Annotated in this window: 20 protein-coding genes and 1 pseudogene; 16 read left to right on the forward strand and 5 right to left on the reverse strand. The window is 72.2% G+C overall.

The genetic code is table 11. From position 1 onward, the window contains the following. The first annotated feature begins 45 nt into the window (after window positions 1-45). The 3 genes from ACWEPL_RS58355 (at window position 46) to ACWEPL_RS58365 (ending at window position 2,258) form a co-directional block, all read left to right on the forward strand. Complete coding sequence (locus ACWEPL_RS58355; RefSeq protein WP_452441775.1) at window positions 46-942, forward strand: carbohydrate ABC transporter permease; 897 nt, start codon at window positions 46-48, stop codon at window positions 940-942. Window position 943: 1 nt separating this feature from the next. Further along, on the forward strand, window positions 944-1,834 hold the full coding sequence (locus tag ACWEPL_RS58360) for a carbohydrate ABC transporter permease (protein ID WP_350741076.1): 891 nt from the start codon (window positions 944-946) through the stop codon (window positions 1,832-1,834). Window positions 1,835-1,934: 100 nt separating this feature from the next. Next, window positions 1,935-2,258, forward strand: coding sequence for a rhodanese-like domain-containing protein (locus tag ACWEPL_RS58365; protein WP_452441776.1), 324 nt, complete (start codon window positions 1,935-1,937; stop codon window positions 2,256-2,258). Between the two features lie 12 nt (window positions 2,259-2,270). On the opposite strand, the gene ACWEPL_RS58370 is transcribed toward ACWEPL_RS58365, so the two are convergent. Continuing rightward, window positions 2,271-2,993, reverse strand: coding sequence for an SDR family NAD(P)-dependent oxidoreductase (locus ACWEPL_RS58370; RefSeq protein ID WP_452441777.1), 723 nt, complete (start codon window positions 2,991-2,993; stop codon window positions 2,271-2,273). 106 nt (window positions 2,994-3,099) lie between these two features. Between ACWEPL_RS58370 and ACWEPL_RS58375 the strand changes: the two genes are divergently transcribed. The 7 genes from ACWEPL_RS58375 (at window position 3,100) to ACWEPL_RS58405 (ending at window position 12,196) form a co-directional block, all read left to right on the forward strand. Further along, entirely contained in the window at window positions 3,100-3,735 is a 636-nt protein-coding gene (locus ACWEPL_RS58375; RefSeq protein WP_363985091.1) for a TetR/AcrR family transcriptional regulator, read from the forward strand. 165 nt (window positions 3,736-3,900) lie between these two features. Then, window positions 3,901-4,875, forward strand: a complete 975-nt coding sequence (locus tag ACWEPL_RS58380) for a pirin family protein (RefSeq protein WP_350741083.1) — start codon at window positions 3,901-3,903, stop codon at window positions 4,873-4,875. A 2-nt stretch (window positions 4,876-4,877) separates the two neighbouring features. After that, window positions 4,878-5,198 carry a tetratricopeptide repeat protein gene (locus ACWEPL_RS58385; RefSeq protein WP_363985093.1) on the forward strand — a complete coding sequence of 107 codons (321 nt, stop codon included), beginning with the start codon at window positions 4,878-4,880 and terminating at the stop codon, window positions 5,196-5,198. A 131-nt stretch (window positions 5,199-5,329) separates the two neighbouring features. Continuing rightward, complete coding sequence (locus ACWEPL_RS58390; protein WP_452441778.1) at window positions 5,330-7,468, forward strand: transglycosylase domain-containing protein; 2,139 nt, start codon at window positions 5,330-5,332, stop codon at window positions 7,466-7,468. Between the two features lie 193 nt (window positions 7,469-7,661). Continuing rightward, window positions 7,662-11,201 carry a hypothetical protein gene (locus ACWEPL_RS58395; RefSeq protein ID WP_452441779.1) on the forward strand — a complete coding sequence of 1,180 codons (3,540 nt, stop codon included), beginning with the start codon at window positions 7,662-7,664 and terminating at the stop codon, window positions 11,199-11,201. Window positions 11,202-11,408: 207 nt separating this feature from the next. Then, window positions 11,409-12,020, forward strand: a complete 612-nt coding sequence (locus ACWEPL_RS58400; protein ID WP_452441780.1) for a DUF4232 domain-containing protein — start codon at window positions 11,409-11,411, stop codon at window positions 12,018-12,020. Further along, entirely contained in the window at window positions 12,017-12,196 is a 180-nt protein-coding gene (locus tag ACWEPL_RS58405; RefSeq protein WP_363985101.1) for a TetR family transcriptional regulator C-terminal domain-containing protein, read from the forward strand. Before ACWEPL_RS58400 ends, ACWEPL_RS58405 begins: the two co-directional genes overlap by 4 nt. A 38-nt stretch (window positions 12,197-12,234) precedes the next feature. Here ACWEPL_RS58405 and ACWEPL_RS58410 read toward each other — a convergent pair whose 3' ends face one another. Beyond that, window positions 12,235-14,499, reverse strand: a complete 2,265-nt coding sequence (locus ACWEPL_RS58410; RefSeq protein ID WP_363985103.1) for a glycoside hydrolase family 3 C-terminal domain-containing protein — start codon at window positions 14,497-14,499, stop codon at window positions 12,235-12,237. Between the two features lie 122 nt (window positions 14,500-14,621). Between ACWEPL_RS58410 and ACWEPL_RS58415 the strand changes: the two genes are divergently transcribed. Next, a complete protein-coding gene (locus tag ACWEPL_RS58415) occupies window positions 14,622-15,611 on the forward strand; it encodes a LacI family DNA-binding transcriptional regulator (RefSeq protein ID WP_452441781.1) in 990 nt (329 codons plus the stop codon). Between the two features lie 7 nt (window positions 15,612-15,618). On the opposite strand, the gene ACWEPL_RS58420 is transcribed toward ACWEPL_RS58415, so the two are convergent. Genes ACWEPL_RS58420 through ACWEPL_RS58430 form a run of 3 tightly spaced genes read right to left on the reverse strand, consistent with a single transcriptional unit; the run spans window position 15,619 to window position 19,365 of the window. Then, window positions 15,619-16,962 carry an MFS transporter gene (locus tag ACWEPL_RS58420; RefSeq protein WP_452441782.1) on the reverse strand — a complete coding sequence of 448 codons (1,344 nt, stop codon included), beginning with the start codon at window positions 16,960-16,962 and terminating at the stop codon, window positions 15,619-15,621. A gap of 43 nt (window positions 16,963-17,005) precedes the next feature. After that, the gene (locus ACWEPL_RS58425; RefSeq protein WP_452441783.1) at window positions 17,006-18,775 is read right to left on the reverse strand and encodes a sulfatase; all 1,770 of its coding nucleotides are present in this window, start codon (window positions 18,773-18,775) and stop codon (window positions 17,006-17,008) included. Further along, window positions 18,772-19,365 carry a PadR family transcriptional regulator gene (locus ACWEPL_RS58430; RefSeq protein ID WP_363985111.1) on the reverse strand — a complete coding sequence of 198 codons (594 nt, stop codon included), beginning with the start codon at window positions 19,363-19,365 and terminating at the stop codon, window positions 18,772-18,774. Before ACWEPL_RS58430 ends, ACWEPL_RS58425 begins: the two co-directional genes overlap by 4 nt. Before the next feature lie 108 nt (window positions 19,366-19,473). Here ACWEPL_RS58430 and ACWEPL_RS58435 point away from each other — a divergent pair, with 108 nt between their 5' ends. The 5 genes and pseudogenes from ACWEPL_RS58435 to ACWEPL_RS58455 form a co-directional block, all read left to right on the forward strand. Beyond that, complete coding sequence (locus tag ACWEPL_RS58435) at window positions 19,474-20,433, forward strand: formylglycine-generating enzyme family protein (RefSeq protein WP_452441784.1); 960 nt, start codon at window positions 19,474-19,476, stop codon at window positions 20,431-20,433. Between the two features lie 4 nt (window positions 20,434-20,437). Further along, window positions 20,438-20,935 carry a MarR family winged helix-turn-helix transcriptional regulator gene (locus tag ACWEPL_RS58440; RefSeq protein ID WP_452441785.1) on the forward strand — a complete coding sequence of 166 codons (498 nt, stop codon included), beginning with the start codon at window positions 20,438-20,440 and terminating at the stop codon, window positions 20,933-20,935. A gap of 123 nt (window positions 20,936-21,058) precedes the next feature. Then, entirely contained in the window at window positions 21,059-22,327 is a 1,269-nt protein-coding gene (locus ACWEPL_RS58445; RefSeq protein WP_452441786.1) for an FAD-dependent oxidoreductase, read from the forward strand. 66 nt (window positions 22,328-22,393) lie between these two features. Further along, on the forward strand, window positions 22,394-23,773 hold the full coding sequence (locus tag ACWEPL_RS58450) for an MFS transporter (protein WP_452441787.1): 1,380 nt from the start codon (window positions 22,394-22,396) through the stop codon (window positions 23,771-23,773). Next, a pseudogene (locus ACWEPL_RS58455) lies at window positions 23,773-24,225 on the forward strand (FAD binding domain-containing protein); the annotation flags it as partial. The gene ACWEPL_RS58450 and the pseudogene ACWEPL_RS58455, both read left to right, overlap by 1 nt. Between the last annotated feature and the right edge of the window lie 135 nt (window positions 24,226-24,360).

The raw sequence follows: 24,360 nt of genomic DNA on the forward strand, positions 1-24,360 counted from the left end.
AAATCTGGCCAACCGTGGAACACGGGCGGAGCGGAGGTCTCGGTTGTGGAGCATTGGTCGAGGCTGCCCGGCGGCCAGGGGCGCGGCCTGGCCTGGCTGGCCGTACCGGCCCTGCTGCTCTTCGTCGGCTTCGGCGTCATCCCGCTCATCGGGGTCTTCGTGCTCAGCTTCACCGCCTGGGACGGGCTCGGCGAGATCCGTCCGGCGGGCTTCGACAGCTGGCGCGCCGTGCTCTCCGATCCCGGCCTGCCGCACGCGCTGTGGGTGACGTTCCTGGTCATCGCGATGTCGTGGGTGGTGCAGACGCCGGCGAGCATCCTGCTCGGCACGTTCCTGGCCGGCTTCCAGCGCTACCGCGCGGTGCTCTCGGTGATCTACTTCATCCCGCTGCTGCTCAGCTCGGCCGCCATCGCGATCACCTACAAGGCGCTGCTCGACCCGAACTTCGGGCTCGGCGCCGGGCTGGGGATCCCGATCCTCGTGCAGGACTGGCTGGGCGAGCCCGTCCTCGCCTTCAGCGTCGTGATCTTCGTGGTGTCGTGGCAGTTCATCCCGTTCCACTCGCTGATCTACCAGGGTGGCGTGCGCCAGATCCCGCGCTCGATGTACGAGGCCGCCGAGATCGACGGCGCCGGCCGGGTCCGCATGTTCTTCAGCATCACCCTGCCCCAGCTCAAGTACACGATCATCACGTCCTCGACGCTGATGGTCGTGGGGTCGCTGGTCTTCTTCGACCTCATCTTCGTGCTCACCGCCGGCGGCCCGGGGGACGCCACCCGGGTGCTCGCCCTGGAGATGTACAAGAGGGGCTTCCAGGCCAACCTGATGGGCCCGGCCAGCGCGATCGCCGTCATCCTGGTCCTGGTGGGCCTGGCGCTGGCGCTGCTGCTGCGCCGCCTCGGCGGCCGGGACGCGACCCACAGCCAGCTGGAAGGTGCCTGACATGACGACGACCCTCGCGAAGAACACCTCGCAGGCGGCGGCGCGGCACACCGCCCCCGGCCCCAAACGGGTGACCCGCCGCCCCAACTGGCTGGGCGGGCTGGTCGCCTGGTTCTGGCTGGCGGTCGTGGTCGTGCCGATCTACTGGATCGTCATCACCAGCTTCAAGTCGCAGAGCAACTATTACGTCGAGAACCCCCTCGTGCCGCCGGCCGAGCCCACGCTGGCCAACTATCAGATGGTCATCGAGTCGGACTTCATCCGATATTTCATGAACAGCGTCGTCGTCACGGTCGGCGCGGTCGCGCCCGCCGTGGCGGTGTCGTTCATGGCGGCGTACGCGATCGTCCGCAGCGGCAGGGGGCGGTTCCTGCGCTGGACCAACTCGGCGTTCCTCATGGGCCTGGCCATCCCCCACCAGGCCACGATCATCCCGATCTACCTGATCATCATCAAGCTCGGTCTCTACGACACGCCCATGGCGCTCATCCTGCCGTCGATCGCGTTCGCGATCCCGCTGTCGGTGCTGATCCTGTCGAACTTCATCAGGGACGTCCCCAAGGAGCTGTTCGAGTCGATGCGCCTCGACGGCGCCAGCGAGCTCGGCACGCTCTGGCACCTGGCACTCCCCCTGACCAGGCCCGCCGTGGTGACGGTGACCATCTACAACGCCCTGACGATCTGGAACGGGTTCCTGCTGCCGCTGATCCTCACCCAGAGCCCCGAGCAGCGCACGCTGCCGCTGGCGCTGTGGACCTTCCAGGGCCAGTACAGCATCAACGTGCCCGCGGTGCTCGCCTCCGTCGTCCTGACCTCGGTGCCCATCCTCATCCTGTACGTGGTCGGCCGCCGCCAGCTGCTGGCCGGCCTGACCGCCGGATTCGGCAAGTAACGAGGAGCCGCCCGCCCCAGATTGCAAAATCGGACTGCGGTCCGGTAACGTCTTACCCACGTAACCGGACCGCAGTCCGACTTATTCTGGAGGCAATGACATGACCGCTCTGATCACCCGGGACGACCTCGCGGCGGCCATCGAGGCGGGCACGGTGACCGTGGTCGATGCGCTCGGCGGCGCGTACTACGCCAAGCAGCATCTCCCCGGCGCCGTCCCCCTGGCCCCGGCCGACGTGGACGCCCAGGCATCCGCGCTGCCCGACAAGAACGCCGCGATCATCACGTACTGCTCCAACCCGGCGTGCCCGAACAGCGGCCAGGTCGCCGGCCGGCTCACCGCGCTGGGCTACACCGACGTGCGCAAGTACCGCGAGGGGATCGAGGACTGGACGGCCGCGGGGCTGCCCGTCCAGTCGTCCTGACCGTCCTTCCGCCTACCGACCGAAGCTGCCCGCCAGCACCTCCACCCGGTCCCGCTTCGCGTACAGCTCCCAGAAGCCGTCCGCGAGGACGTCCGGGTGGATCACCTCCGGCTCGAACTCGAGCGGCACCGAGGACGAGGTGATCCCCCGGTGCGGCACGCTGCCCTCGATCAGCGCCCCCACGTTGACCGCCCCCACGTACACACCCTTGCCCGCGAGCTCGGCGTTGAGGGTGTGGAAGTAGTTGCGCAGCGCCGCCTGCGCCATGCCGGCGTTGCCGAGCCCCGGCGTCGGGTAGATCCCCGACTGCCCCGCGGTGAACAGGATCGCGCCGTCGCCCCGCTCGACCATGTCGGGCAGCACCTGCCGCACCAGGGCGACCGCCGAGAGCACGAACCGGTCCAGGATCACCCGCGCGTTCTCGACGTCGACGTCGAGCGTCGCCGCGATCCCCTCCCCCATGTTCCCGCCGCCGGGGCTGAACTCGGCGACGTCGATCCGCCCGTACGCCTCCTTGATGGCCGCGACCGCGGCGGCGAGCCGGGCGGGCTCGTAGACGTCGGCGGTGAATCCGGCCGCCTCGATGCCGTCGCGGGCGAGCTCGGCGACGAGGTGATCGAGGTTCTGCCTGGTCCGGGCGACGAGCGCGACCCGGAAGCCCTCGCGCCCGAAGCGGCGGGCGAGGGACAGGCCCATGACGGGGCCGGCGCCGAAGATGGCGAGAGTTCTGGGCATGACGACTCCTTAATGCATTCAGCTAACTTGACTGCAGTCCCAAGTTCCGTGCCGGAAGCATACGCACAAGTTGGGAGTGTTCTCAACTTCGCCTACGATGGGCCGCATGCCGACCCCCGCCAGACCGCTCCGCAGGGACGCGCAGCGCAACCGCGACCTGCTGGTGACGGCCGCGAGAGAGCTGTTCGCCGCCCGCGGGCTGGACGTCCCCCTCGACGAGATCGCCCGTACGGCCGGGGTGAGCAGCGGCACCCTCTACAACCACTTCCCGAGCCGCGACGACCTCGTCGACGCCGTCTTCAGCGACCGCACCGCCACCGTGGTGCGGATCTCGGAGCACGCCCTGTCGCTGCCGGACGCGTGGAGCGGGCTGGTGCACTTCCTGGAGCGGGTGTGCGAGCTGCAGGCCGCCGACCGCGGCTACAACGACCTCGTCTCACGCCGGGGCCCGCAGCCCACGCCGGCCAGCGACCCGGCACTCGGCTACGCGATGATGTCGCGGATCATCGACCGCGCGCACGAGGCCGGGGTGCTGCGACCCGACTGCACGCTGGAGGACATGGTGTTCGTGACGTGGGGCATCGCCCGCACGGTCGAGGCCACCACCGCCGTCCGGCCCGAGGTGTGGCGGCGGCATCTGGCGCTGATCCTCGACGGGTTCCGCGCCCCGGCGGCGCATCCGCTGCCGGAGCCGCCCCTGCGGCCCGACGAGCTGATGCGCATCATGCGAGAGTCCTGCTGACCGTCGCCCTGACGCCAGGTGACGCCCGCCTGTGGCCCGAAATTCCCGCCGGGAACGACGACGGCAGATCGCATGACCCAAAGGTACGCGCGGCCGGGAATGCCCGGAGGCACCCATGCGTTGTGGCGAGCAACCGATTGAAGTTTCAACCAAACAGGAGGGGTCATGCCCGCCATCACCGCTGACACCCTGGCCCTGCCCCGCGTCGCCGCGCCCGACCCGGCCGCCGTCACGCGGCGGCCCGTGAAGTCGGTGACGACCGCGCCCAGCGGGTTCGAGGGCGAGGGCTTCCCGGTACGGCGCGCGTTCGCCGGCGTGCCGCAGTCCGCGCTGGACCCGTTCATCCACATGGACCAGATGGGCGAGGTCGAGTACGCGCCCGGCGAGCCCAAGGGCACCCCCTGGCACCCGCACCGCGGCTTCGAGACCGTCACCTACATCATCGACGGCATCTTCGAGCACCAGGACTCCAACGGCGGCGGCGGCACGATCACCGACGGCGACACCCAGTGGATGACCGCGGGCTCGGGCCTGCTGCACATCGAGAAGCCGCCGGAGCACCTGGTGGTCTCGGGCGGGCTGTTCCACGGCGTCCAGCTGTGGGTCAACCTGCCCAAGGCGCACAAGTTCCACCTGCCCCGCTACCAGGACATCCGCGGTCGCCAGGCGGCGCTGCTCGCCTCGGCCGACGGCGGCGCGCTGCTGCGGGTGATCGCCGGCGAGCTGGACGGCCACGCCGGTCCGGGAGTCACGTTCACCCCGATCACGATGGTGCACGCCACGGTGAGCCCCGGCGCCCGGCTGGAGGTGCCGTGGAACCCGGCGTACAACGCCCTGGCCTACGTGCTGGCCGGACACGGCTACGCCGGGGACGAGCGCACGCCGGTGCGCAAGGGACAGCTGGTCGTCTTCGGCCAGGGCGGGGCGATCACCGTCGCCGCCGACCCGGCCCAGCCGCAGGCCGAGCCGAACCTGGAGGTGCTGCTGCTCGGCGGGCAGCCGATCCGCGAGCCGGTCGTCCAGTACGGCCCCTTCGTGATGAACAACCGCGCCGAGATCCTTCAGGCGATGGAGGACTACCAGGCCGGCCGCCTGGGCGTCATCCCCGCCGAGCGCCTTCCGCACACCGGACAGGAGTGAACATGCCGATCGAGAAGCTGGCCGAGGAGTACAAGCGCGGGCGCCGGTTCTTCGACTCCCAGGACTACATCGGGGCCGCCCGCATCCTGGCCCAGGTGGTGGCCGCCGCGCCGGACAACCTCGCGGCCCGGCTGCTGCTGGCCCGCGCCTACTACCACTCGGCCCAGCTGGGCCGGGCCGAGGCCGAGCTCCGGCTGGTGCTGGAGCGCGACCCGGCGGAGGGGTACGCCTGCCTGCTCCTCGGTCGTACGCTGCAGCGCCAGAACAGGCCGAAGGACGCCGAGCCGTACCTGCGCATGCATGCCGCGATGACCGGCGAGTGAGATGCGCGACGCCGAGCGCCGCCGTCCCCGTACGGCGGCGCTCCGGCCTGCAGTGATATCCATTCGAATATCGACAATCAAGGCATATCAGTCTTGGACAGCGCGAACGGCTCTGTGCTGTCATGACGCCCATGTCCCCTTCGAGCCCCTTGTGGAGCCTTGCCCGCCTGACCGGAGCGGCCGTGGCCGCCGGCACGGTGGTCGCCGCGATCGCGCTGCCCACCGTGGGCGGCACAGGCTCCCTGTTCGTCTCGGCCACCGAGATGCTTGATCTCAAGCCCGCCCAGCTCGAAGAGCCGCCCCTGGCCCAGACCTCCGTCGTGTACGACGCCGAGGGCGACCGCATCGCCCAGTTCTACGCCGAGAACCGCAAGGAAGTGCGGCTGGACCAGATCGCGGACGTGATGAAGACGGCGATCGTCGCCATCGAGGACTACCGCTTCTACGAGCACGGCGCGCTCGACCTGGAGGGCACCGCCCGGGCCCTGGCCAAGAACCTCAGCTCGGGCGGCATCGCCCAGGGCGGCTCGTCGATCACCCAGCAGTACGTCAAGCAGGTCCTGCTGAACTCGGCCGACACCGAAGAGGGCAAGAACAGGGCGCTGGAGGCCAGCTACGCGCGCAAGCTCAAGGAGCTGCGGTACGCGATGGGCGTCGAGGAGAAGTACTCCAAGGACGAGATTCTCCGCCGGTATCTGAACATCGCCTATTTCGGCGCGGGCGCCAACGGCGTGGAGGCGGCGGCGCGGCGCTTCTTCGGCGTCTCGGCCGCCGACCTCAACCTGACCCAGGCGGCGACCCTGGCCGGTGCCGTCCAGAACCCCAACAGGACCGACCCCGGACTCGGCAAGCAGCCCCGCAAGCTGCTGCTGGAGCGCCGGAACGTGGTGCTGGACCGGATGGCACAACTCGGCCGGATCACGCCGGATCAGGCGGCGCGCGCCAAGGCGGCGAAACTCGGCTACAAGGGCGTCGAGGCGCCCAATGGCTGCCAGGCCAGCCGCTATCCCTACTTCTGCGAATACGTACGTCATGAGCTGCTCACCAGCCCCGCCTTCGGCAGGACCGAGCAGGCCAGGAAGCAGCGCTTCGCCCGCGGCGGCCTGAAGATCTACACGACCCTGGACCCGAAGGCGCAGCGGGCGGCGGAGACGGTGATCAGGAAGCACGTATTCGCCTCGGACCACCCCGTCGCCGCCGAGGCGCTGGTCAAGCCGGGCACCGGCGAGATCAAGGCGATGGCGGCCAGCCGCCCCTACGGCCGCTCGGCCAAGCGGAACGAGATCTCCTACAACCCGGTGGCGGACAAGCGGCACGGCGGGTTGATCGGCTTCCAGGCGGGCTCGACGTTCAAGACGTTCACGCTGATCACGGCACTGGCGCAGGGTATGAAGATCGACGACGGGATCAGCGTGACCAACGCCTACACCGCCCCCGGCTACGCCTCGTTCAAGAACTGCAAGGGCCAGAACATGGGCATCCCGTCCTGGACGGTCACGAACGACGAGGGTTCGCCCGGTTTCAAGACGCTCGCGACCGGTACGTGGGGGTCAGTGAACACGTTCTTCATGGCGCTGGAGCAGCGGGTCGGCCTGTGCGAGACGGTGCAGACGGCCAAGTCGCTCGGCATCAGGCGGGCGGACGGGGGGCCGCTGCAGGAGTACGAGACGTTCACGCTCGGGATCAACGAGATGGACCCGGTGACCGTGGCCACCGCGTACGCGGCCGTCGCGGCACGCGGCACGTACTGCGCGCCCATGGTCATCACCAAGGTGACGGAGGCGAGCACGGGCAAGGCGACCTCGTACGAGCCGTCGTGCCGCAAGGCCCTCGACCCGGAGGTGGCCGACGCGACCGCGCACGTCCTGTCCGGGGTGTTCACCAAGGGCACGATGCGCGGCGTCGGCGGCATCGGCCGCCCGGCGGCGGGCAAGACGGGCACCACGGACGGGTACGCCACGGCCTGGTTCGCCGGGTTCACCCCCGACCTGGCGGGGGCGGTCAGTGTGGGCGACCCCCGCGGCTCCCAGCGCTACAAGCTGACCGGCGTCACGATCGGCGGCCGCACCTTCGGCGCGGTGGCGGGCGCCTCGGTGCCCGGGCCGATCTGGAAGGACACCATGATGGCGGCGCTGGAGGACGTGCCGGCCGCGGACTTCACCCCGGTGAACACGGCCCGCTTCGGCGGCTGCGGCCAGAGCTGCGCACCGCCCCGCGATGACCGTCCGGACCCGGCCGCCCAGGACCAGCTCGCGGACACCGAGGGCTGACCCCGTCTCGGCCGCCGTCTCCTGCGAAAGGGCCGGCATCCACGGAACCACGGCCGAGGTGGCTCACCGCCTCCCCCTCGGCCGCCGCGCCGCTCTCCCTGAGCGGCCGGGGTTGCGCGGCGAGGCGATGATCGGCCAGTATCGTCGGCATGACTTGTGGAAAGGGCGATCTCCGCCCGGCCCGTTGAGGCCCATGGAGCCGGCCGAGGAGCCGGCCCTCGACATCTCCGCCGATGCCTTGCTGGCGCGTTTCGCGCCTCTGCCGTACCCGCGGCGCATGCGGGCTCTGGCGCTCCACGCCCGCCGGCTGGCCGGCACCTCCCAGCTGCGCGTCCTCCTGGACGAGCTGTCCGCGCGGGATCGGTACGCCCGGCGTACGGCGCTGCACGTGGCCATGGCGGCGCGCGACCTCGATCACGTCCGGGAGGTTCTCGCCGGGCCGGACATGGGGCTGCGGCGCGCGGCGCTGCGTGCGGTGCGGACCCTGCCCGTGCCGGATCCGGCGGTGGCCGCGGCGTTCGAGGACGCCCCTGCCGAGCTGCGGTTCGCGCTGTATCGCACGCTGGCGCTCGGCCGCCGGCAGGCGCTGGCCGAAGCGCTCCTGCCGGACGTCCACGCGCGATGGGGGGCGCGCGAGGCGGCGGCGCTGCTGCCGGCCTGCGGTGCCGAGACCGTCGCGCGATGGCTGCCGGACGTCGCCCACGCGGTGACGTCCTGGACGGCGCTGGCCAAACGGCACCCGGGCGCGATCATGGCGGTGGCCGAGCAGGAGCTGGCGGGTGGCGTTCACGCGTGGAGCTGGTGGCGCCGCCGCGGGGCGGGCGTGATGCTCGCGGCCCTCGCCGAGCCGGCCCGCATGCTGGCTCTGCTGGAACGGCACGACCTGCGTCACGGCCTCCGCGGCCTGCCCGCCCCGGTCGTGAACGCGCTGTTCAGGGTGGATGCCGCGCGAGCCAGGAAGTTGTTCGCCGACCCCGTGGCGACCGGCTGGGAGGGGCCGGCGAAAGCGGTGCTCCGCCACCTGCGGTCGGGCTCGGACGCGGAGATCCTGCGTCTGGCCTCGTCCGAACACCGGCTCGACCCGGTGCTGCCCTCGCTGCCGCCCGCCCGCCGGGCCGCGATCTTCGAGGCGGTCGCCGCGCGGAGGGGCGGTTCCACCGGGCTGTGGGCCATGCGGTTCCTCAGATGGCTGCCTCCGGAGTCGGCGGCGGCCGAGGCGAGGCGCATGCTGGCCTGGCACGAGTCGGTGTGGCACTCGCCCCGTTCCCGCCTGGACAATCCGGACATCCCGCTGAAGCTCACCTCCTACCTGCCCTATGAGGAGGCCGTCGGCCCGCTGCGCGAGGCCGCCGTGGCCGGGGACCCCCGACGGCGCGGGCTGGCCAGGACGCTGCTGATCGAGTGCACGGCCCGGACCCGGGACCGGGCGGCGCTCCACGCGCTCCTCGCCGACCTGGCCCTGCGCACCGCCAGCGAACAGGACCCGCTCCGCCGGGGTCTGCTGGCCGCTCTGCGGGAGGTCCCGCCCGCGCTGCTCGACGACTCCTGCGCGGGGACGCTGGAGCGCATCTCCGCGGACGCCGTCGAGGCCCCGGACTCCTCCCTCGCCACCCAGGACGAGCTGCGGAGCCTGGCCGGCCGGGTCCTGCGGCACCACGACCCGGCCACCGCGCCGGCGCTGACGGCGTGGGCGCTGGGCACGTACGGGAGGCTCGTGGCGCGGCACGGCGCGAGCGGCCTGTCCGCGCGGGAGCCCCGGCCCTCCCCCGTCCGCCGCCGCCGCTACCGCACCCATGGCCCGGTCGCGGAGTCGCACCGCCTGGACCGGGTGCTGCGCGCGGGTCAGGAGCACGATCTACTGGCGGTGCTGCGTCCGCACCTTCGTGCCGCACGCGAGCGGGAGGACTTCACCCTGGCCGTGGCCCTCGCCCACGTGCTCGGCCGCCGTTCATGGGCGCTCGCCGAACTCCAGGACGACCTGCGCGCCGCCATCCGCACGGCACCGGAGGCGCCGGCCCGCGAGGCTGCCGGCCTGTGGCTGAACCGTCCTCGTCGCCGCCTGCGGACGACTCGTGCCGCAGCCGCCTCTGGGGTGCAAGCGCCGGAGCGGTCGAGCGGCCTCAGGATCGAGCAGGAGGGGCGGTCAGGAGGAAGCGGGAGCGTGCGGGAGGAGCGGGTGCTCTGGCTTGTGCGGGAGGACGCGTCCGCCGTGACGCTGCCCGCCGTCTGGCGGACCGTGGCCCGGCGTCGTACCGACCTCCTCCTCCCCCTCCTGGACAGCCACCGCAGCGGCCGTTTCGCGGACCTCGCGTGGGTGCCGCGGGTCGACGGCGGCGACGCCGGTCGATGGACGCCCGCCCAGCGCGAAAGGGTCCGCGCCGAGCTCACCGCCGACGTCCACGACGAAGGGCTGCCCATCGCCGCGCGTCTGGCCGCCGTCCAGGCGACCGGCCGGATCGGCGGCGGGCTGGACCTCCTCGCCGCATGGGCGGGCCGGGAGGAGACGATGCTGGCCGAAGCCGCCGTCACGGCCATGGCGCACGCCGGCGAGCCCGCCCGCGCGGTGCCCGTGCTCGTGGGCCACGCCGGCGGCCCGGCCTCCCGCGTCGCGGTGGCCGCGCTGGCCCGCTGCTGCCGTTCGACACCCCCGTCCCTGCTCGGGCCGCTGCTGGAGGAGGCGCTGACCGCTCCCGGCAGCAAGGTGACGCTGCGCAAGCTGGCCGCCCGCCAGCTGGGCCGCAACCGCCCGCCCGGCGCGGTGGACGTGCTGCTGCGGGCGTGGGCGGACCCGGGGCTGCACCGGGACGTACGGGTCGCCCTCGCCTCGGTGCTGCGCACGATCCCCGAGGACCCGCGGACCCTGGACGCGCTCGGCGACGCCGCCGGCCCGCACGCCGGCGAGCCGATGCTGCGCACGCTCTTCCAGGCCCACCCGATGGAGTACGCCCCCGCCGCCCGCCCCCGTTACGCGGACCTGGTACGGCGCCTCCTCATGGCCGCCGACCTGCCCGGGGTGAGTTTCCGCGGGTCGAAGGCGTTCGCCGTGTGGGCGCACTGGTACCGGGGCGGCTTCGACGAGATCATCGAGGCCGTGGCCGATCCGGGGACGACCGGGGAGGGCATGGCGGTGTTCCTGGGGCTGCTGCGGGCCGGGTCGATCCGGTCCCAGGCGCTGGACGTCCTGGCCAGGCTGGCCGCCGCCGTACCCGGAGAGGACCTGCGGACACCGGCCAGGCAACGCGTGGACACCATCGCCCGGAGACTGGCCGGGCCCTTGGAGGAGGAGCCGGAGCCGTGGCGGCGGCGGCTCGCCCGGGACGCGATGGACGTGCTCGCCACCCAGCCTCTCCTGCTGCCCCAGGTGGCCGAGCTGGGCGTGGCCCTGATCCCCAGGGAAACGGACGGGGACGAACTCGCCGACGCCCTGTGCGCCCTGGCCGACCTGCTCGCGGACCGGCCGGTGCTCGCCGCCCGGACGGCCGGCAAGGCCGTCTCGGAGCTGTTCGGCGAGTACGGACGGCGGCCGCCGCTGCCGATCGCGGTCGCGCTGCCCGCGGCCCGGCGTCTGGCCGGCCGCGGTGACCTGTCCGGCGGCCTGTTCGCGCTCATGCTCACCCAGTCGGGAGGGCAGCGCACCGAGTGGGCGGCCCCGTGGCGGGACCTCCTCCGTGACCTGCGCGCCTCCCCGCACCTGGAGGTACGTCAGGAAGCATGGGACACCGCCGTGGACTGACCCCGGACAACCGGATGGCCCGCGCCCTTGTCCTCGGGGTTGTCGCCGGCTTCCCCGAGGCGGACCTGGTCACCGTCCCTCTCTCCCACGCCGAAGTCCGAGCGCATCCGGGCGAACCTGGGCGGCGACGCGCTGGTGGGGCGCGGGCAGGAGGCCCGCGCCGCCCGGATGACCGCGGCATCGGGTTTCCCCGGCAGAATGATGCCGATGATCCTCCCGCTCGCCGCGCGCGTCTGCGTCGTCGCCGCCGCCCTGATCTGCCTCGCCGGCTGCGGCACGCAGGCTCCCGGCGCCGGGGCCGCGCCGGCCCGTCCCACGGCGACGGGTCTCCCGCCCGGCCACCCCCTGGTCCAGCCGCCGCCGACGGTGTGGTCCCCGCCCCCGACCCCGTCCTGCGCCGGCTCGGGACTGCTCCTGTACGCCGAACCGCCCGATGCCGCGATGGGGCTGCGCGTCCAGACAGTGACGCTCACCAACTGCGGCGACACGGTGCGGCAGGTCGAGGGGTACCCGCGCGTCCGGCTCCTGGACGAGGACGGCGAGCCGCTGAAGGTGAAGATCGACCGGGGCGCCCGGCAGGTCACCACCGCCATCAAGGATCCCGGGCCGAAGGCGGTGACCGTACGGCCGGGCCGATCGGCCGCCTTCACCCTGGCGTGGCGCAACACCTACGGCGGCACCACCCGTCCGCCCGCGGTCGGCGCCACGCTCGTCGTCACCACCGGCTCCGGCAGGGAGCGCGTCAGCGGCCTCTTCGACCTCGGCTCCACGGACCTCCTGGGCGTCACCGCCTGGAAGCCGGTCCCGGTCAAGCGATGAGCCCGGCCACGGGGGCCGAGGCCGGGCACCTCGACCCGGAGACGGACCACGAGGAGCTCGCCGACCAGCTCGTCGCGATGGCCGACGGGCTGCAGCCGCAGTGGCTGCTCGACCCTGACAACGTCGACCTGGTCGGCCGCTTCCGCTCCTTCGCGGGACGCGTCCTGAACTCCTGAGCCGCGCGGCGACCGTCACCGCGCGGCAGGCCGTCCGCTCAGCTCGCCGGGGTCTCGGAGTTCGCCATCCGCAGCAGGTCGTCCATGGCCGGCGGCTGCTGCCCGCCCTGGGAGGCGCCCATGCTGAGGAGGGTCGCCAGCGGGATCTGGGCGATCAGCGCCTGGCTGGCCGGGTCGGTGAAGAAGCTCTTCTCACCGTCCGCGGCCTTCAGCAGGGTCTCCTCGACGATCTTCCTGCCCTGGGGATGGGCCAGCCATTCCTGAAGCGTGCTGTCGGCCGTGAGCGCGGCCCGCGGCGACTCCACGTCCAGGTGGATGCGCTGCTCCAGGGGCAGGTCGCGGGAGGAGCTGCCGACGTGCACGCCGTACTCGCCCGGCTCGGCCACCCACTGCCCGTGCCGGGTGCTCCAGTAGCTGAAGGCCCGGGCGTCGAGCTCGATCACCACGCGGGCGCTCTCGCCGGGGGCCAGGCGGACCTTGCGGAAGCCGCGCAGCTCGCGTTCGGGACGATCCACGCCGGCGACGGGGTCGCTGACGTACACCTGCACGACCTCGGCGCCCTCCCGCGTGCCGGTGTTCGTCACCGTGACCTCGACGCGGGCCTCGGGCCGGGCCGGGTCGGGCACGTGCACGGCCAGGTCGGAGCAGGCGAACGTGGTGTACGACAGCCCGAACCCGAACGGGAAGGCCACGTCCCGCCCGGTGCGGTCGTACCAGCGGTAGCCGATGTAGAGGCGCTCCCCGTAGAGCACCTGCCCCTCCGAGCCCGGCCAGTTGACGTGCGCGGGCGTGTCGGACAGCCGGTGCGGGACGGTCTCCGCCAGCCGGCCGGAGGGGTCGGCGTGCCCGAAGATCAGGTCGGCCGCGGCGCCGCCGCCCGCCTGGCCCGCCAGCCACATCTCCAGCAGGGCGGCCGCGTGCTCGGTGAGCGGGCCGGTCAGCACGACGCCGCCGTTGCTCAGCACGACCGCGACCGAGGGGTTGACCGCGGCCACCGCCTCGAGCAGCCGGATCTGCGCCTCCGGCAGGTCCAGGTCCTCGCGGTCGAAGCCCTCGGACTCGGCCTCCGACGGCTCGCCGAGGAACAGCAGCACCGCGGCGGCGCCGCGAGCCGCCTCCACCGCCTCGGCGAGCAGGACGGCGTCGGGCGTCCCGTCGAGGCGGAACCCCGGCGCGAACGCGACCTCGCGCGAGGTGGCGGCGCGGATCGCCGTCAGGGCGTCGTCGAGCCGGGTCGGGTTGATGAGGGAGCTGCCGGCGCCCTGGTAGCGCGGGGTGCGCGCGAACTCGCCCAGCACCGCGATCGGGCCGCCGGACTCCGGGTCCAGCGGGAGCAGGCCGCCGTCGTTCTTCAGCAGGACCGCGCACTCCGCCGCGACGCGGCGGGCGAGCGCGTGGTGCGCGTCGAAGTCGGGCGCGGCGTCCGCGCGCCCCTGCCGCAGCCGGTCGTGGGTGCTCACCAGGCGTTCCACGGCGACGTCCAGGACCTCTTCGCTGAGCTCGCCGGCGCGCACGGCCGCGACGACGGCGGCGGCGCTGCGGCCCCCGGTGCCCGGCATCTCCAGGTCCAGGCCGGACCGGACGGCGGCGGCCGGGTCGTGCACCGCGCCCCAGTCGGAGACCACGTAGCCGTCGAAGCCCCACTCCTCGCGCAGGACCGTGGTGAGCAGCCAGGGGTTCTCCGAGGCGTACACTCCGTTGACCCGGTTGTACGAGCACATGATCGTGGCCGGCCGAGCCTCGCGGACGACGTGCTCGAACGCGCGCAGGTAGATCTCCCGCAGGGTGCGCTCGTCCACCTCCGCGCTGACGCGCATGCGGTCGGTCTCCTGGTTGTTGGCCGCGAAGTGCTTGACCGACGCGCCGACGCCGCGCGACTGCAGGCCCGCGACCCACGCGGCGCCCATGACGCCGGCCAGCAGCGGGTCCTCGGCGAAATACTCGAAGTTGCGCCCGCACAGCGGGGAGCGCTTCATGTTGACGCCCGGGCCGAGGAGCACGTCCACGCCGAGCGCCCTGGCCTCGACCGCGAGCGCCTCGCCGACCTCGCGCAGGAGGCCGTCGTCCCACGACGAGCCCAGTGCCGCCGCGGTGGGGAACGCCGTGGCGGGCATGCTGTCGGCGAGCCCGAGGTGGTCCACGCCGGAGCGCTGCAGGCGTACGCCGTGCGGGCCGTCGGTGAGCAGCGCGGCAGGCACGCCCGCGTGCGACACCTCCGCGGTCGTCCAGAAACTGGCGCCGGACACGAGCCGCGCCTTCTCCTCGAGCGTGAGCCGTTCGACGACGGGTCGTCCGTCGGTCATGTCGTGACCTTCCTGTCCTGCGGGATGAGTGGAGCTAGCGCGCGCTAGTTGCCAGCGATGCGACGCTAACCTTGGGGCACTAGCGCGCGCAAGTGCCATGTCGGGGAAACGGGAGGGCGGCCATGGGCGGACGGGAACGACGGGTGACGGCGAGCGACATCGCGCGGTCCCTGGGGATCTCCCGGGCCACGGTGGGCTTCGTCATCAACGACACCCCGGGCCAGACGATCTCGGAGGCGACCCGGCGCAAGGTGCTGGCCGAGGCCGCGCGCCTGGGCTACCGGCCGCACGCCGCCGCCCAGGCGCTCGCCCGGGGCAGCAACCGCATCGTCCTGTTCATCCTGCCCGACTGGCCGGTGGAGCACAGCCTGCGCCGCTACCTGGAGGAGGCGACCCTCGTCCTGGACCGCGCCGGCTACTCGCTGGTGACCTGGACCCGGCACGCGGGCGGCCGTTCCCGCCCGCTGTGGGAGACGCTCGACCCCGACCTCGTCGTCCCGGTCGTCCCCCTCCCCCGCGACGACCTCGACGTCCTGCGCCGGGAGGCGGGCGCGCGGCTGCCTTTCGGCGGCGGTGAGCCCTCCGAGCTGCACGAGGTGCCGTCCCTGCGGGCCGGGCCGGCCCTCCAGGTGGAGCATCTCCACGAGCGCGGCCACGCCCGGGTGGCCGTCGCCCGCACGGGCGAGCCGCGCCTGGAGCTGCTCGCCGGCCTGCGCGCCTCCCTGGCGCGGGCGCGCGCCGCGGAGCTCGGCCTCGAGATCGCCGACGTGCGGACGGTCTCCGACGAGGACGGCTCCGCGGCCGATGCCGTACGGGACTGGGTGGACTCCGGCGTCACCGGGGTGATCGCCTACAACGACGACATCGCCGCCGCCGTCGTGGGGGCGGCCGTGCGCGCGGGGATCGCCCTGCCCGGCCGCCTCGCGGTGGTCGGGCACGACGACAGTCCCCTGGCACGGCTGCTGGTGCCCGCGCTGACGAGCGTGCGCGTGGATGTGGCGGGTCTGGGCAGGTACGCCGCCCATCGCGCGCTCCACGCCCTCGGGGTCGAGGACACGCCCCCGGCCGAGCCCGGCGTCTGGGCCAGCGTGGTTCACCGGGAGACGTCGTGACCGGGCGTCAGTCCGCCAGCGCCTGCCGGCGGCGGAGTTCGAGCTGCTGCCCGATCCGGGCGGTGTCGCGCGGGTAGGTGACGTACAGGACGGAGAGCAGGAGGCCGTTGACGATCATCAGGATGACCAGCACCCACAGGAACACGCCCTGGATGCCGAGCGTCGCCGCCAGCGAGCCGGCCAGGAGCGAGAACAGCGCCCAGGCGATCGTCTCGAACACCGTCAGCCAGATCGCGTACGCCTGCCCGCGCAGCTCCGGCAGCACGACGCCGGCCACGATGGGCCGGTTGACCGGCGGGTTCAGGCCCTGGCAGGCGCCCAGCAGGGCCCAGAAGACCGCGTAGGCGGCGATCGTCTCGTACCGGAACTGCGTGCCGAAGAAGGCGATGACGGCGAACAGGATCTGGGCCAGTTGCAGGACCAGGACGCGTCCCCTGCTCGGCATGAGCCGGTCGAGCCGGGGCAGGATGAATCCGGCGCTCAGCGTGGCGACGCTGTAGCCGATGCCGAACGGGAGCGCCACCAGGATGGCGGTGGCGTTGTCGATGCCGCGCTCGGTGACCAGGAACTGCACGCCGAAGATGGCGATCAGCAGGTGGCCCGACAGGAGCCGGCTCACCATCATCACGGTGTACGTGGGGATGCGGAACAGGCCGGCCACGGAGGCGACGGTGACCTTCGCCTTCGTCCGGTCCTCGTTCGCGAGGTCGGCGAGCTGCTTCTCGGAGGATCCGATGCCCGGATCCGCGAAGAAGGCGGCGACGACGAACCCGGCGACGATGCAGACGCCGCCGAGGGTCCACAGCGCCCAGCGCCAGCCGTCCTCGAGTCCGACGAAGACGGCCATGACGGGCGCGAGGACGATGGCGGCGAGCTGGAGCGCACCGAAGAAGATCCCGTTCGCCCGGGCCCGCTGCTCGTCGGCGAAGGAGTCGGCGATGACGGCCATGGCGATGGGCGAGCCGCCGATCACCGCGGCGGACATGAGGGTGCAGCAGATGAGGAGCTGGACGAAGTTCTGGGAGAAACCGGCGGCGATGCCGAACAGGCCGCCGGTCACCGTCGTGGCGACCAGCGCGCCACGACGGCCGATCTTGCTGGACAGCCACACCCAGAACGGGCCGGCCGGAACGCTGGCGATCTTGCCGAGCGCCGCGATGATGCCGAGATGACCGCTGTTGAGCCGGAGCGCGGCCGCGAGCGTGGGGAAGACGGTGTTGATGAGACCGGCTTCGGTGTTGTCGACGACGCTCACGCCGGAAAGGACGGCGAGATTGCGCCAGCGATGGGGGACGTTGGCGGCCTGAGCCGCTCCTGGCTGTACGGACGCGGTGGAGGCGCTGGCATCCATGCGGTGCCCCTGTCTGCAGTGTTGCGATAGAGAGACCGTCGCCTCAGTCGATCGAGGCGGCGGGTGTTGCCGTAAGAAGGCCGAACTGCTCGTCGATGCGGCGCAGGACCGCGGCGGGTACGAAGCCGAGACGGGCGAGGTCCAGCAGGCTCATGGGGGCGGGGGCGGCGAGCAGCTCCGACTGGACCAGGGCCGGGGCCTCCTGCGCGAGGACGTCCTTGGCGCCGGTGACGCCCAGCAGCTCCAGGAGGGGCGCGCGGAGCAGGGCCGGAGCCTGGAACTCCGCGCCCGCGGGCAGCGGCACGGCGACGGCCGCCGCGCGTTCGCGCTGCTCGCGGACCAGCAGGTGCTCGCGGGTGACCTCGGCCTCGCGCGGGATGCCCAGGCGCTCGAACTGGCTGGGCGGGGCGTCGGTCTCGACCATGAGACGGCGCAGCAGCTCGATCATCCGCAGCTCCACGTCGTCGTCCACGATCGGGCTCTGCTGCGCCGGGTCCTCGTGCAGGTCGAACAGCAGGGTGCCGTGCTGCCACGGGTTCATCCAGCTCGGGGAGGCGGGCATCCGCATCGTGCGCAGGCCCTTGGTGAAGGCGAACGGCTCGGCCGGCTCCCAGTCCCGCAGCTCCGCCACCGAGAACCTGCTGCGCATGTGGGTGGGCATGAGCGTGAACTCCTCCAGCGGCCCGTTGGCCGCCTCCCTGCCCGCGCGCATGTAGACGTGGCGGCCGTCGGTGACGTTCACGTGCCCGCCGTGGATGCCGAACAGCGCGCCCTCCCGCAGCGGCCCGTCCTGGGCGAGGTCCGCGCCCTGCATGTCAGGGGTGGGCTCCTGGCCGAAGTAGCGCAGCACGGTCGGCGCGATGTCGATGGTCTGCGCCAGCTCACCCCGCCGCCGGTCCCGCCCGCCGGTCCGCGGGTCCCACAGGAACATCGGCAGATGCACCAGCTCGTTGAACCACGGCATCACCGACTTGGCCCACCAGCCGTGCTCGCCCAGCAGGAAGCCGTGGTCGGTGTTGACGACGAGCAGGGTGTCGTCCCACAGGGCGTGCTCGTCCATGAAGTCCAGCACCCGGCCGAGCGAGCGGTCACACATCGACACCAGCGCGGCGTACTCCAGGCGGGCGTGCTCGACCTGCCCCTGCGGCTCCAGCACCTTCTGATACGGCGGCCAGTCGAAGGCGGGCCCGTCATAGTCGTGCGGGTAGCGGTCCTTGTAGTGCTGGTGGGTGAAGAACGGCTCATGGGGGTCGAACAGCTCGATCTGCAACAACCACCGGTCGGCGCCGGCGTTGGTCTCCAGGAAGTGCAGACCGGCGTCGACGGTCAGGGTCTGCGAGTGCTCGGCCTCGGTCGGCATGTACGTGCGGTTGATCACGTCCTGCCGCTTCATCGCCCCGTACGGGCTCGCCGGGGCGCCGTCGTCGGCGACCACGCCCTTCCACGGGTCGCCCTCCTGGCCCCGGAAGAACTCCCAGGTGCTGTAGCGGGTGTGGTAGGTCGCGCCGCCGTCCTCCCAGTAGTGCGGATGGTCGGAGACCAGGTGCGTGTGCACGCCCGCCCGCTTGAGCAGCTCCGGCATCGAGTCGTCGAACGGCTCCAGCGGGCCCCAGCTGCGGTGCAGGAAGTTGTACCGGCCGGTGTGCATCTCACGCCGCGCCGGCATGCACGGCAGCGACCCGGCGTAGAAGTTGTCGAACGTCACCGCCTTGGCCGCCAGCCGCGCGAAGTTGGGCGCGTCGACGAAGGTGTCGGCGTAAGGGGCGAGCATGTGCCTGTTCAGGCTGTCGAACATGAGGATGATGGCTCTCATCGCGTCGCCTCCTCGGCGTGATCGGCGTTGATCGGCTCTCCGTCGAGGAGCCGCCGGCGCAGCTCGATGAGCGAGGCGATGTGGCGGTCCATCGCCTCGGCCCCGCGCCGGTGGAGCCACTCGTCCATCTGGCCGCCGAGCTCGGCGTCGTAGCCCCGCGGCGGCTCGTCGAACCGGCTGCGGTCACGGTGGCGGTACCGCGCGACCTCCGCCACCCGGGTGTTGATCTCGACGTCGAGGATGCCGATCACCTGCTCGACCGTCATGAACCCGGCACTGCCCAGCCGCGCGTACAGGTCAGGGTCCTGGAAACGCGTGGGCGGGTTGTACGGGCGCGTCAGCCAGTCGGTGAAGACCGTGTGGCCCTCTTCGGTCACGTGGTAGCGCTTGGCGTTGCTCGCCCCGGCGCGCTCCTCGATCGTGTGCTCGACCCAGCCGCGCTCCTCCATCGCCGACAGCGTCCGGTACGCCTGGCTCATGGTCGTGTTCGAGCGCATGAACCGGCCGTGCGTGTCGAAGAACCTCTTCAGCTCATAGCCGGTGCTGGGGCGATGGAGCAGCGCGCCGAGCAGCAGAATCTCAAGCTTCATCAAATGTGCCCGTCGTTGTAACGGAGTTAACCGTGCCACAAGTGGAACGGTGATACCATGACACAAGTGTCACCCCCTGTCGATAGGTCCGACCCCTCTTCCTGCTGCATGCCGAACCTGGCGGCCACCCCGGGCCGCGAGCCGATTCCCGCCGGGCGCGGCGCCCACCTGATCGAGCAGTGCCGCGTCGAGGCCGGCGCCTTCCGCATGGGCGACCCCTTCGGCGACGGCCTGGCCGGGGACGGCGAGTCGCCGGTGCACGAGGTGACGCTCGACGCGTACGACATCGACGCGACCACCGTCACCAACGCCGACTTCGCCCGCTTCACCGGCGACACGGGCTATCGCACCGAGGCGGAGCTCTCGGGGATGTCGGCGGTCTTCCACACGCTGGTCCACCCGCGGGCGGACGTCATCGGCAGCTCGCCGCGCGCTCCCTGGTGGCTCGCCGTCGAAGGCGCGAGCTGGAGGCATCCGGAAGGCCCCGGCTCCGACCCGCTCGACCGTGAAGATCATCCCGTCGTGCACGTGACCTGGAACGACGCCCAGGCCTACTGCGCCTGGGCCGGGCGGCGCCTGCCCACCGAGGCCGAATGGGAACGCGCTTCACGCGGCGGCCTCGAAGGCGCCCGCTATCCCTGGGGCGACGACCTCCTCGACACGCGGGGCGACTGGCAGGCCAACATCTGGCAGGGCTCCTTTCCCGACCGCAACACCGCCGAGGACGGCTGGCCGGGCACCGCGCCCGTGCGCGCCTACCGCCCGAACGGGTTCGGGCTCTGGCAGACCGTGGGCAACGTCTGGGAGTGGTGCGACGACCCGTTCGACCCGCGGGCGTACGCAAAACGGGCCCGCGAGCGGGTCCACGACCCGCGCTCCCGGGTCGCCCCGAGGCTCCGGGTCCTGCGCGGCGGCTCGTACCTGTGCCACGACTCCTACTGCAACCGCTACCGCAACGCCGCCCGATCGTCGAACACGCCCGACTCCAGCATGGGCAACGCGGGCTTCCGCACGGTGGCGCTCCGAGGCGACGGCCAGGCCGCCGGCCGCAGGGTCATGATTAGGTAGGCCCATGGCGCATGAATCGGGCAAGCCGGCGATAAGGGGCAGCCGCGGAGAGGGGATCACCACTCCTCAGGCGCTTCTCGCGGCACCCGGTTACGTGGCCCGGCGGCTCCACCAGTCGTACGTGGCCCTGTGGACCCGCGTGGTCGACCCCGTCCTGACGGGCCCCCAGTTCGCCGTCCTCACCGCGGTCGACCACCATCCGGGCGTCGATCAGGGCTCGCTGGCCTCGTCGGTGGCGCTCGACCGGTCCACGATGGCCGACGTCGTCCGCCGGCTGGAGGACAACGGGCTGATCGTCCGGCACACGGCGCCGCATGACGGCCGGCGCAAGCTGCTGCATCTGACCGAGGAGGGGTCCCGGCGGCTGGCCGAGGTCGGCAAGCGGGCCCGGGAGCTCGACGAGCAGCTGCTGAAGGGCTACTCGCCGGCCGAGCGGGAACGGGTGCTGCGCGAGATGACGGCCCTCGCCGCCCGGTGGGAAGGGCTCACGGCCGGCGAGTGAAGCGCCCGGGGGGACGTCAGTTCCTCGTCTCACTGGGGTTATATCCTCCCCCACCTCTTGCTTTCCGTGGATCGTCCGTGTTCGGATTAATTTCGGCCCCGATCAGGAGAGGCTGGAGGAGCGTTGGCGGCGAGCCAGTCGTACCACGTCACGATCGTCGGCGGCGGCCTCGGCGGGCTGACCGCCGCGCTGTCGCTGCGGCGGCGCGGCCTGCGGGTCACGGTGCTGGAGCAGGCGAGCGAGCTGGGAGAGGCCGGCGCAGGGATCCAGACCGCGCCGAACGCCAGCCGGGTCCTGATCGGGCTGGGCCTGCGCGCCGCGCTGGAGAAGATCCGCACCGAGCCGCTGGACCAGGTGCGCCGGCGCTGGCAGGACGGCAGCGTCATCGGCCTGACCCCGCTGGGCGAGTTCTGCAAGCGGGAATACAACGCCCCCTACTGGCATTACCACCGCGCCGACCTGCACAAAGTACTGCTCGACGCCTGCGTGGCGGACGACGGGCCCGGCCCCGTCGTGGAGGTCCGCACCGGGTGCGAGGTCACGACCGTGGACCGGACGAACCCCGCCCGGCCCGCCGCGGTCGTCGGCGACGGCCGGCGGTTCGAGACCGACGTGCTGGTCGGCGCCGACGGCATCCGTTCCAGGGTGCGCGACGCGCTGGGCCTGCCGGACACCCTGCGGTTCTCCGGCGAGATGGCCTACCGCGTCCTCATCCCCGGAGACAAGATCGCCGCCGATCCGGCGACCCGGTGGCTGGTGGACCGCTTCCAGAGCACCATCTGGTACGGGCCCGACCGGCATCTGGTCCACTACCTGATCCGCGGCGGCGAGTGGCTCAACGTCGTGGCGATCGTGCCCTGCACTCCCGGGGTCGAGGAGAGTTGGACCGTTCCAGCCACCGTGGACGAGCTGGTCGAGGCGTTCCCCGGCTGGGACGAGCGGGTCGGCCTGATGTTGTCCAAGGCCGCAGGCGACATCTCGGCCTGGGCCATGTACCACCGCCGCCGTGATCCGGTGTGGGTGGACGGGCAGGTGGCCCTGTTGGGTGACGCGTGCCACGCCATGCTGCCGTACCAGGCACAAGGCGCCTCGCAGACGATGGAGGACGCGGCGGTGCTCGCCGAGGAGCTCGGCGCCGTCCCGGTCGAGGGGGTGCGGGCGGCGCTCATGCGCTATGTGTCGCGCCGCGCCAGGCGCGCCGGGATGGTCCAGGACGCGGCCTGGCGCAACATGGCCCTCTACCACCTGCCCGATGGGCCCGAGCAGCGGGCCCGCGACGACAAGCTGCGGCGCTTCGACGGCGAATCCGGCGTCTCGTACCGGTGGTTGTGGAGCGGCAGCCCGCTCGACGACCGGGATGAGGAGACCTTCTCCTATCAGTTCCATGACTAGACCGGTCCGGCGCCGTCCCCCAGCCGCGCTCCCGTCTCCATCGTCGCCTCACATCCGGGTGGAACCATGAAAACAGGAGACCAGATCGTTCAGGACCTGCCGTGGAGGTGGCGGGTCCAGGGCAAGATCTTCGTCATCGGCGGCCTCGGCTACATGTTCGACGCCTGGGACGTCGCGCTCAACGGCTTTCTCACTCCCCTGCTGGGCACGGAGTTCGGCCTGTCGCTCGGCGAGCGGGGCCTGGTGGCGACCGCCAACCTCATCGGCATGGCGGCCGGCGCCGTCGCCTGGGGCACCGTCGCCGACCGGATGGGCCGCAAGCGGGCCTTCGGCCTGACCCTGCTCATCTTCGCGCTCTTCTCCGTCGTGGGCGCGGCCGCCCCCGGTTTCGAGGTCTTCCTGCTGTTCAGGTTCCTGGCCGGCGTCGGTCTGGGCGGGTGCATCCCCGTCGACTACGCGCTGGTCGGCGAGTTCTCGCCGAGCCGGCTGCGCGGCAAGGTCCTGGCCGCCATGGACGTCTGGTGGCCCGTCGGCGCGACGCTGAGCGGCGTGGCCGCCACCCTGCTCGGACCGCTGCCGGGCAACTGGCGGTGGATGCTCGCCGTCATGATCCTGCCCGCGCTGCTGCTGTTCTGGGTGCGGCGCGGCATTCCGGAGTCGCCGCTCTACCTGGCCGGGACCGGCCGCGAGCAGGAAGCACGTACGATCATCGACGACCTGGTCAGGCGCACCGGCGCCACGCCCGAGCCGTACGTCATCGAGCCACCCGTGGACGACGGCGCGTCGCGCGGCCTTCGGGCGGCGCTCGGCCAGCTCCGCCTGGTCTGGGCGTTCAGCCCGCGGGTGACCTCAGCCGCCTGGCTCCTGTTCATCACGATCATGACGATGTACTACGTGGCGCTGAGCTGGATGCCGTCGATCCTCATCAAGGAGGGCTACACCGACTACGCGGCCTTCGGCAAGACCACGCTCATGACCGCGGTCGGCATCGTCGGCGTGCTCGTCTCGGCATGGCTGATCGAGGCGGTCGGCCGCAAGTGGGTGATCGGCGTCTCGGCCCCGGTGGGCGCCGGGGCACTGGTGGGTTTCGCGCTGTACCTCGACGTCAGGTCGGCGGCGCTGCTGTGGCTGGCCGTGTTCGGCTTCGTCGTCCAGCTCACGATCCCGGTCCTGTACGCCTACGTCGCCGAGCTGTATCCGACCAGGATCAGGGCCAGCGGCTTCGGATGGGCGTCCTCGGTCAGCCGGGTGACCTCCGGCTTCATCCCGATGATCTTCGGCGGCCTGCTCTGGCCGGCGCTGGGGCTGACGATGACGTTCGTCGCCCTGGGCGCCCTGGTGCTGGCGGTCGTGCTGTGGATGGCGATCGCCGCGCCGGAGACGAGGGGCCGGGAGCTCGACCGCATCACCGACCCGTCCGGCGACACGGTGACCGCGAGCACGTGATGAAGCCCGCGCCGTTCACCTATCACCGCGCCCGCGACGTCGCCGGTGCGATCTCCCTGCTCGTGGAGCTGGGCGAGGACGCCAAATACCTCGCGGGCGGCCAGAGCCTGGTCGCCATGATGAACTTCCGCCTCGCGCGGCCGGCGCACCTGGTCGACCTGGGCGGGCTGCGCGGCGAGCTGGCCCGCCTCCAGGAGGAGGACGGCGCGCTGCGCGTGGGGGCGCTCACCACGCATCACGAGGTGGAGCGGGCGCCGCTCGGCCCCGGTTTCGCCGTGCTGCGGGAGGCGATGCGGTGGGTCGGGCACCTGCCCATCCGCACCCGCGGCACGGTGGGCGGCAGCCTCGCGCACGGCGACGCCACCGCCGAGTGGTGCCTGCTCGCGCTCCTGCTGGACGGAGAGGTGGTCGTCCAGGGGGCGAGCGGGCGCCGCCGCCGCGTCCCCGCCGGGGACCTGTTCCTCGGCTTCTACACGACGACGCTGGCGCCGGAGGAACTGATCGTCGAGGTGGTCCGAGCTGATCATCACCGCGATGGACATCTCGATCACGTTCGCGGACTTCCCGACCGAGAAGATCGGCGAGAC

It is taken from the genome of Nonomuraea sp. NPDC004186, assembly GCF_053603495.1.

What these genes read in the sequence shown, in the direction of transcription:
- ACWEPL_RS58360 (WP_350741076.1), top strand. Translation starts at nt 944, where the DNA reads ATGACGACGACCCTCGCGAAGAACACCTCGCAGGCGGCGGCGCGGCAC.
- ACWEPL_RS58365 (WP_452441776.1), top strand. Translation starts at nt 1,935, where the DNA reads ATGACCGCTCTGATCACCCGGGACGACCTCGCGGCGGCCATCGAGGCG.
- ACWEPL_RS58370 (WP_452441777.1), bottom strand. Translation starts at nt 2,993, where the DNA reads ATGCCCAGAACTCTCGCCATCTTCGGCGCCGGCCCCGTCATGGGCCTG.
- ACWEPL_RS58375 (WP_363985091.1), top strand. Translation starts at nt 3,100, where the DNA reads ATGCCGACCCCCGCCAGACCGCTCCGCAGGGACGCGCAGCGCAACCGC.
- ACWEPL_RS58380 (WP_350741083.1), top strand. Translation starts at nt 3,901, where the DNA reads ATGCCCGCCATCACCGCTGACACCCTGGCCCTGCCCCGCGTCGCCGCG.
- ACWEPL_RS58385 (WP_363985093.1), top strand. Translation starts at nt 4,878, where the DNA reads ATGCCGATCGAGAAGCTGGCCGAGGAGTACAAGCGCGGGCGCCGGTTC.
- ACWEPL_RS58390 (WP_452441778.1), top strand. Translation starts at nt 5,330, where the DNA reads ATGTCCCCTTCGAGCCCCTTGTGGAGCCTTGCCCGCCTGACCGGAGCG.
- ACWEPL_RS58395 (WP_452441779.1), top strand. Translation starts at nt 7,662, where the DNA reads ATGGAGCCGGCCGAGGAGCCGGCCCTCGACATCTCCGCCGATGCCTTG.
- ACWEPL_RS58400 (WP_452441780.1), top strand. Translation starts at nt 11,409, where the DNA reads ATGATCCTCCCGCTCGCCGCGCGCGTCTGCGTCGTCGCCGCCGCCCTG.
- ACWEPL_RS58405 (WP_363985101.1), top strand. Translation starts at nt 12,017, where the DNA reads ATGAGCCCGGCCACGGGGGCCGAGGCCGGGCACCTCGACCCGGAGACG.
- ACWEPL_RS58410 (WP_363985103.1), bottom strand. Translation starts at nt 14,499, where the DNA reads ATGACCGACGGACGACCCGTCGTCGAACGGCTCACGCTCGAGGAGAAG.
- ACWEPL_RS58415 (WP_452441781.1), top strand. Translation starts at nt 14,622, where the DNA reads ATGGGCGGACGGGAACGACGGGTGACGGCGAGCGACATCGCGCGGTCC.
- ACWEPL_RS58420 (WP_452441782.1), bottom strand. Translation starts at nt 16,962, where the DNA reads ATGGATGCCAGCGCCTCCACCGCGTCCGTACAGCCAGGAGCGGCTCAG.
- ACWEPL_RS58425 (WP_452441783.1), bottom strand. Translation starts at nt 18,775, where the DNA reads ATGAGAGCCATCATCCTCATGTTCGACAGCCTGAACAGGCACATGCTC.
- ACWEPL_RS58430 (WP_363985111.1), bottom strand. Translation starts at nt 19,365, where the DNA reads ATGAAGCTTGAGATTCTGCTGCTCGGCGCGCTGCTCCATCGCCCCAGC.
- ACWEPL_RS58435 (WP_452441784.1), top strand. Translation starts at nt 19,474, where the DNA reads ATGCCGAACCTGGCGGCCACCCCGGGCCGCGAGCCGATTCCCGCCGGG.
- ACWEPL_RS58440 (WP_452441785.1), top strand. Translation starts at nt 20,438, where the DNA reads ATGGCGCATGAATCGGGCAAGCCGGCGATAAGGGGCAGCCGCGGAGAG.
- ACWEPL_RS58450 (WP_452441787.1), top strand. Translation starts at nt 22,394, where the DNA reads ATGAAAACAGGAGACCAGATCGTTCAGGACCTGCCGTGGAGGTGGCGG.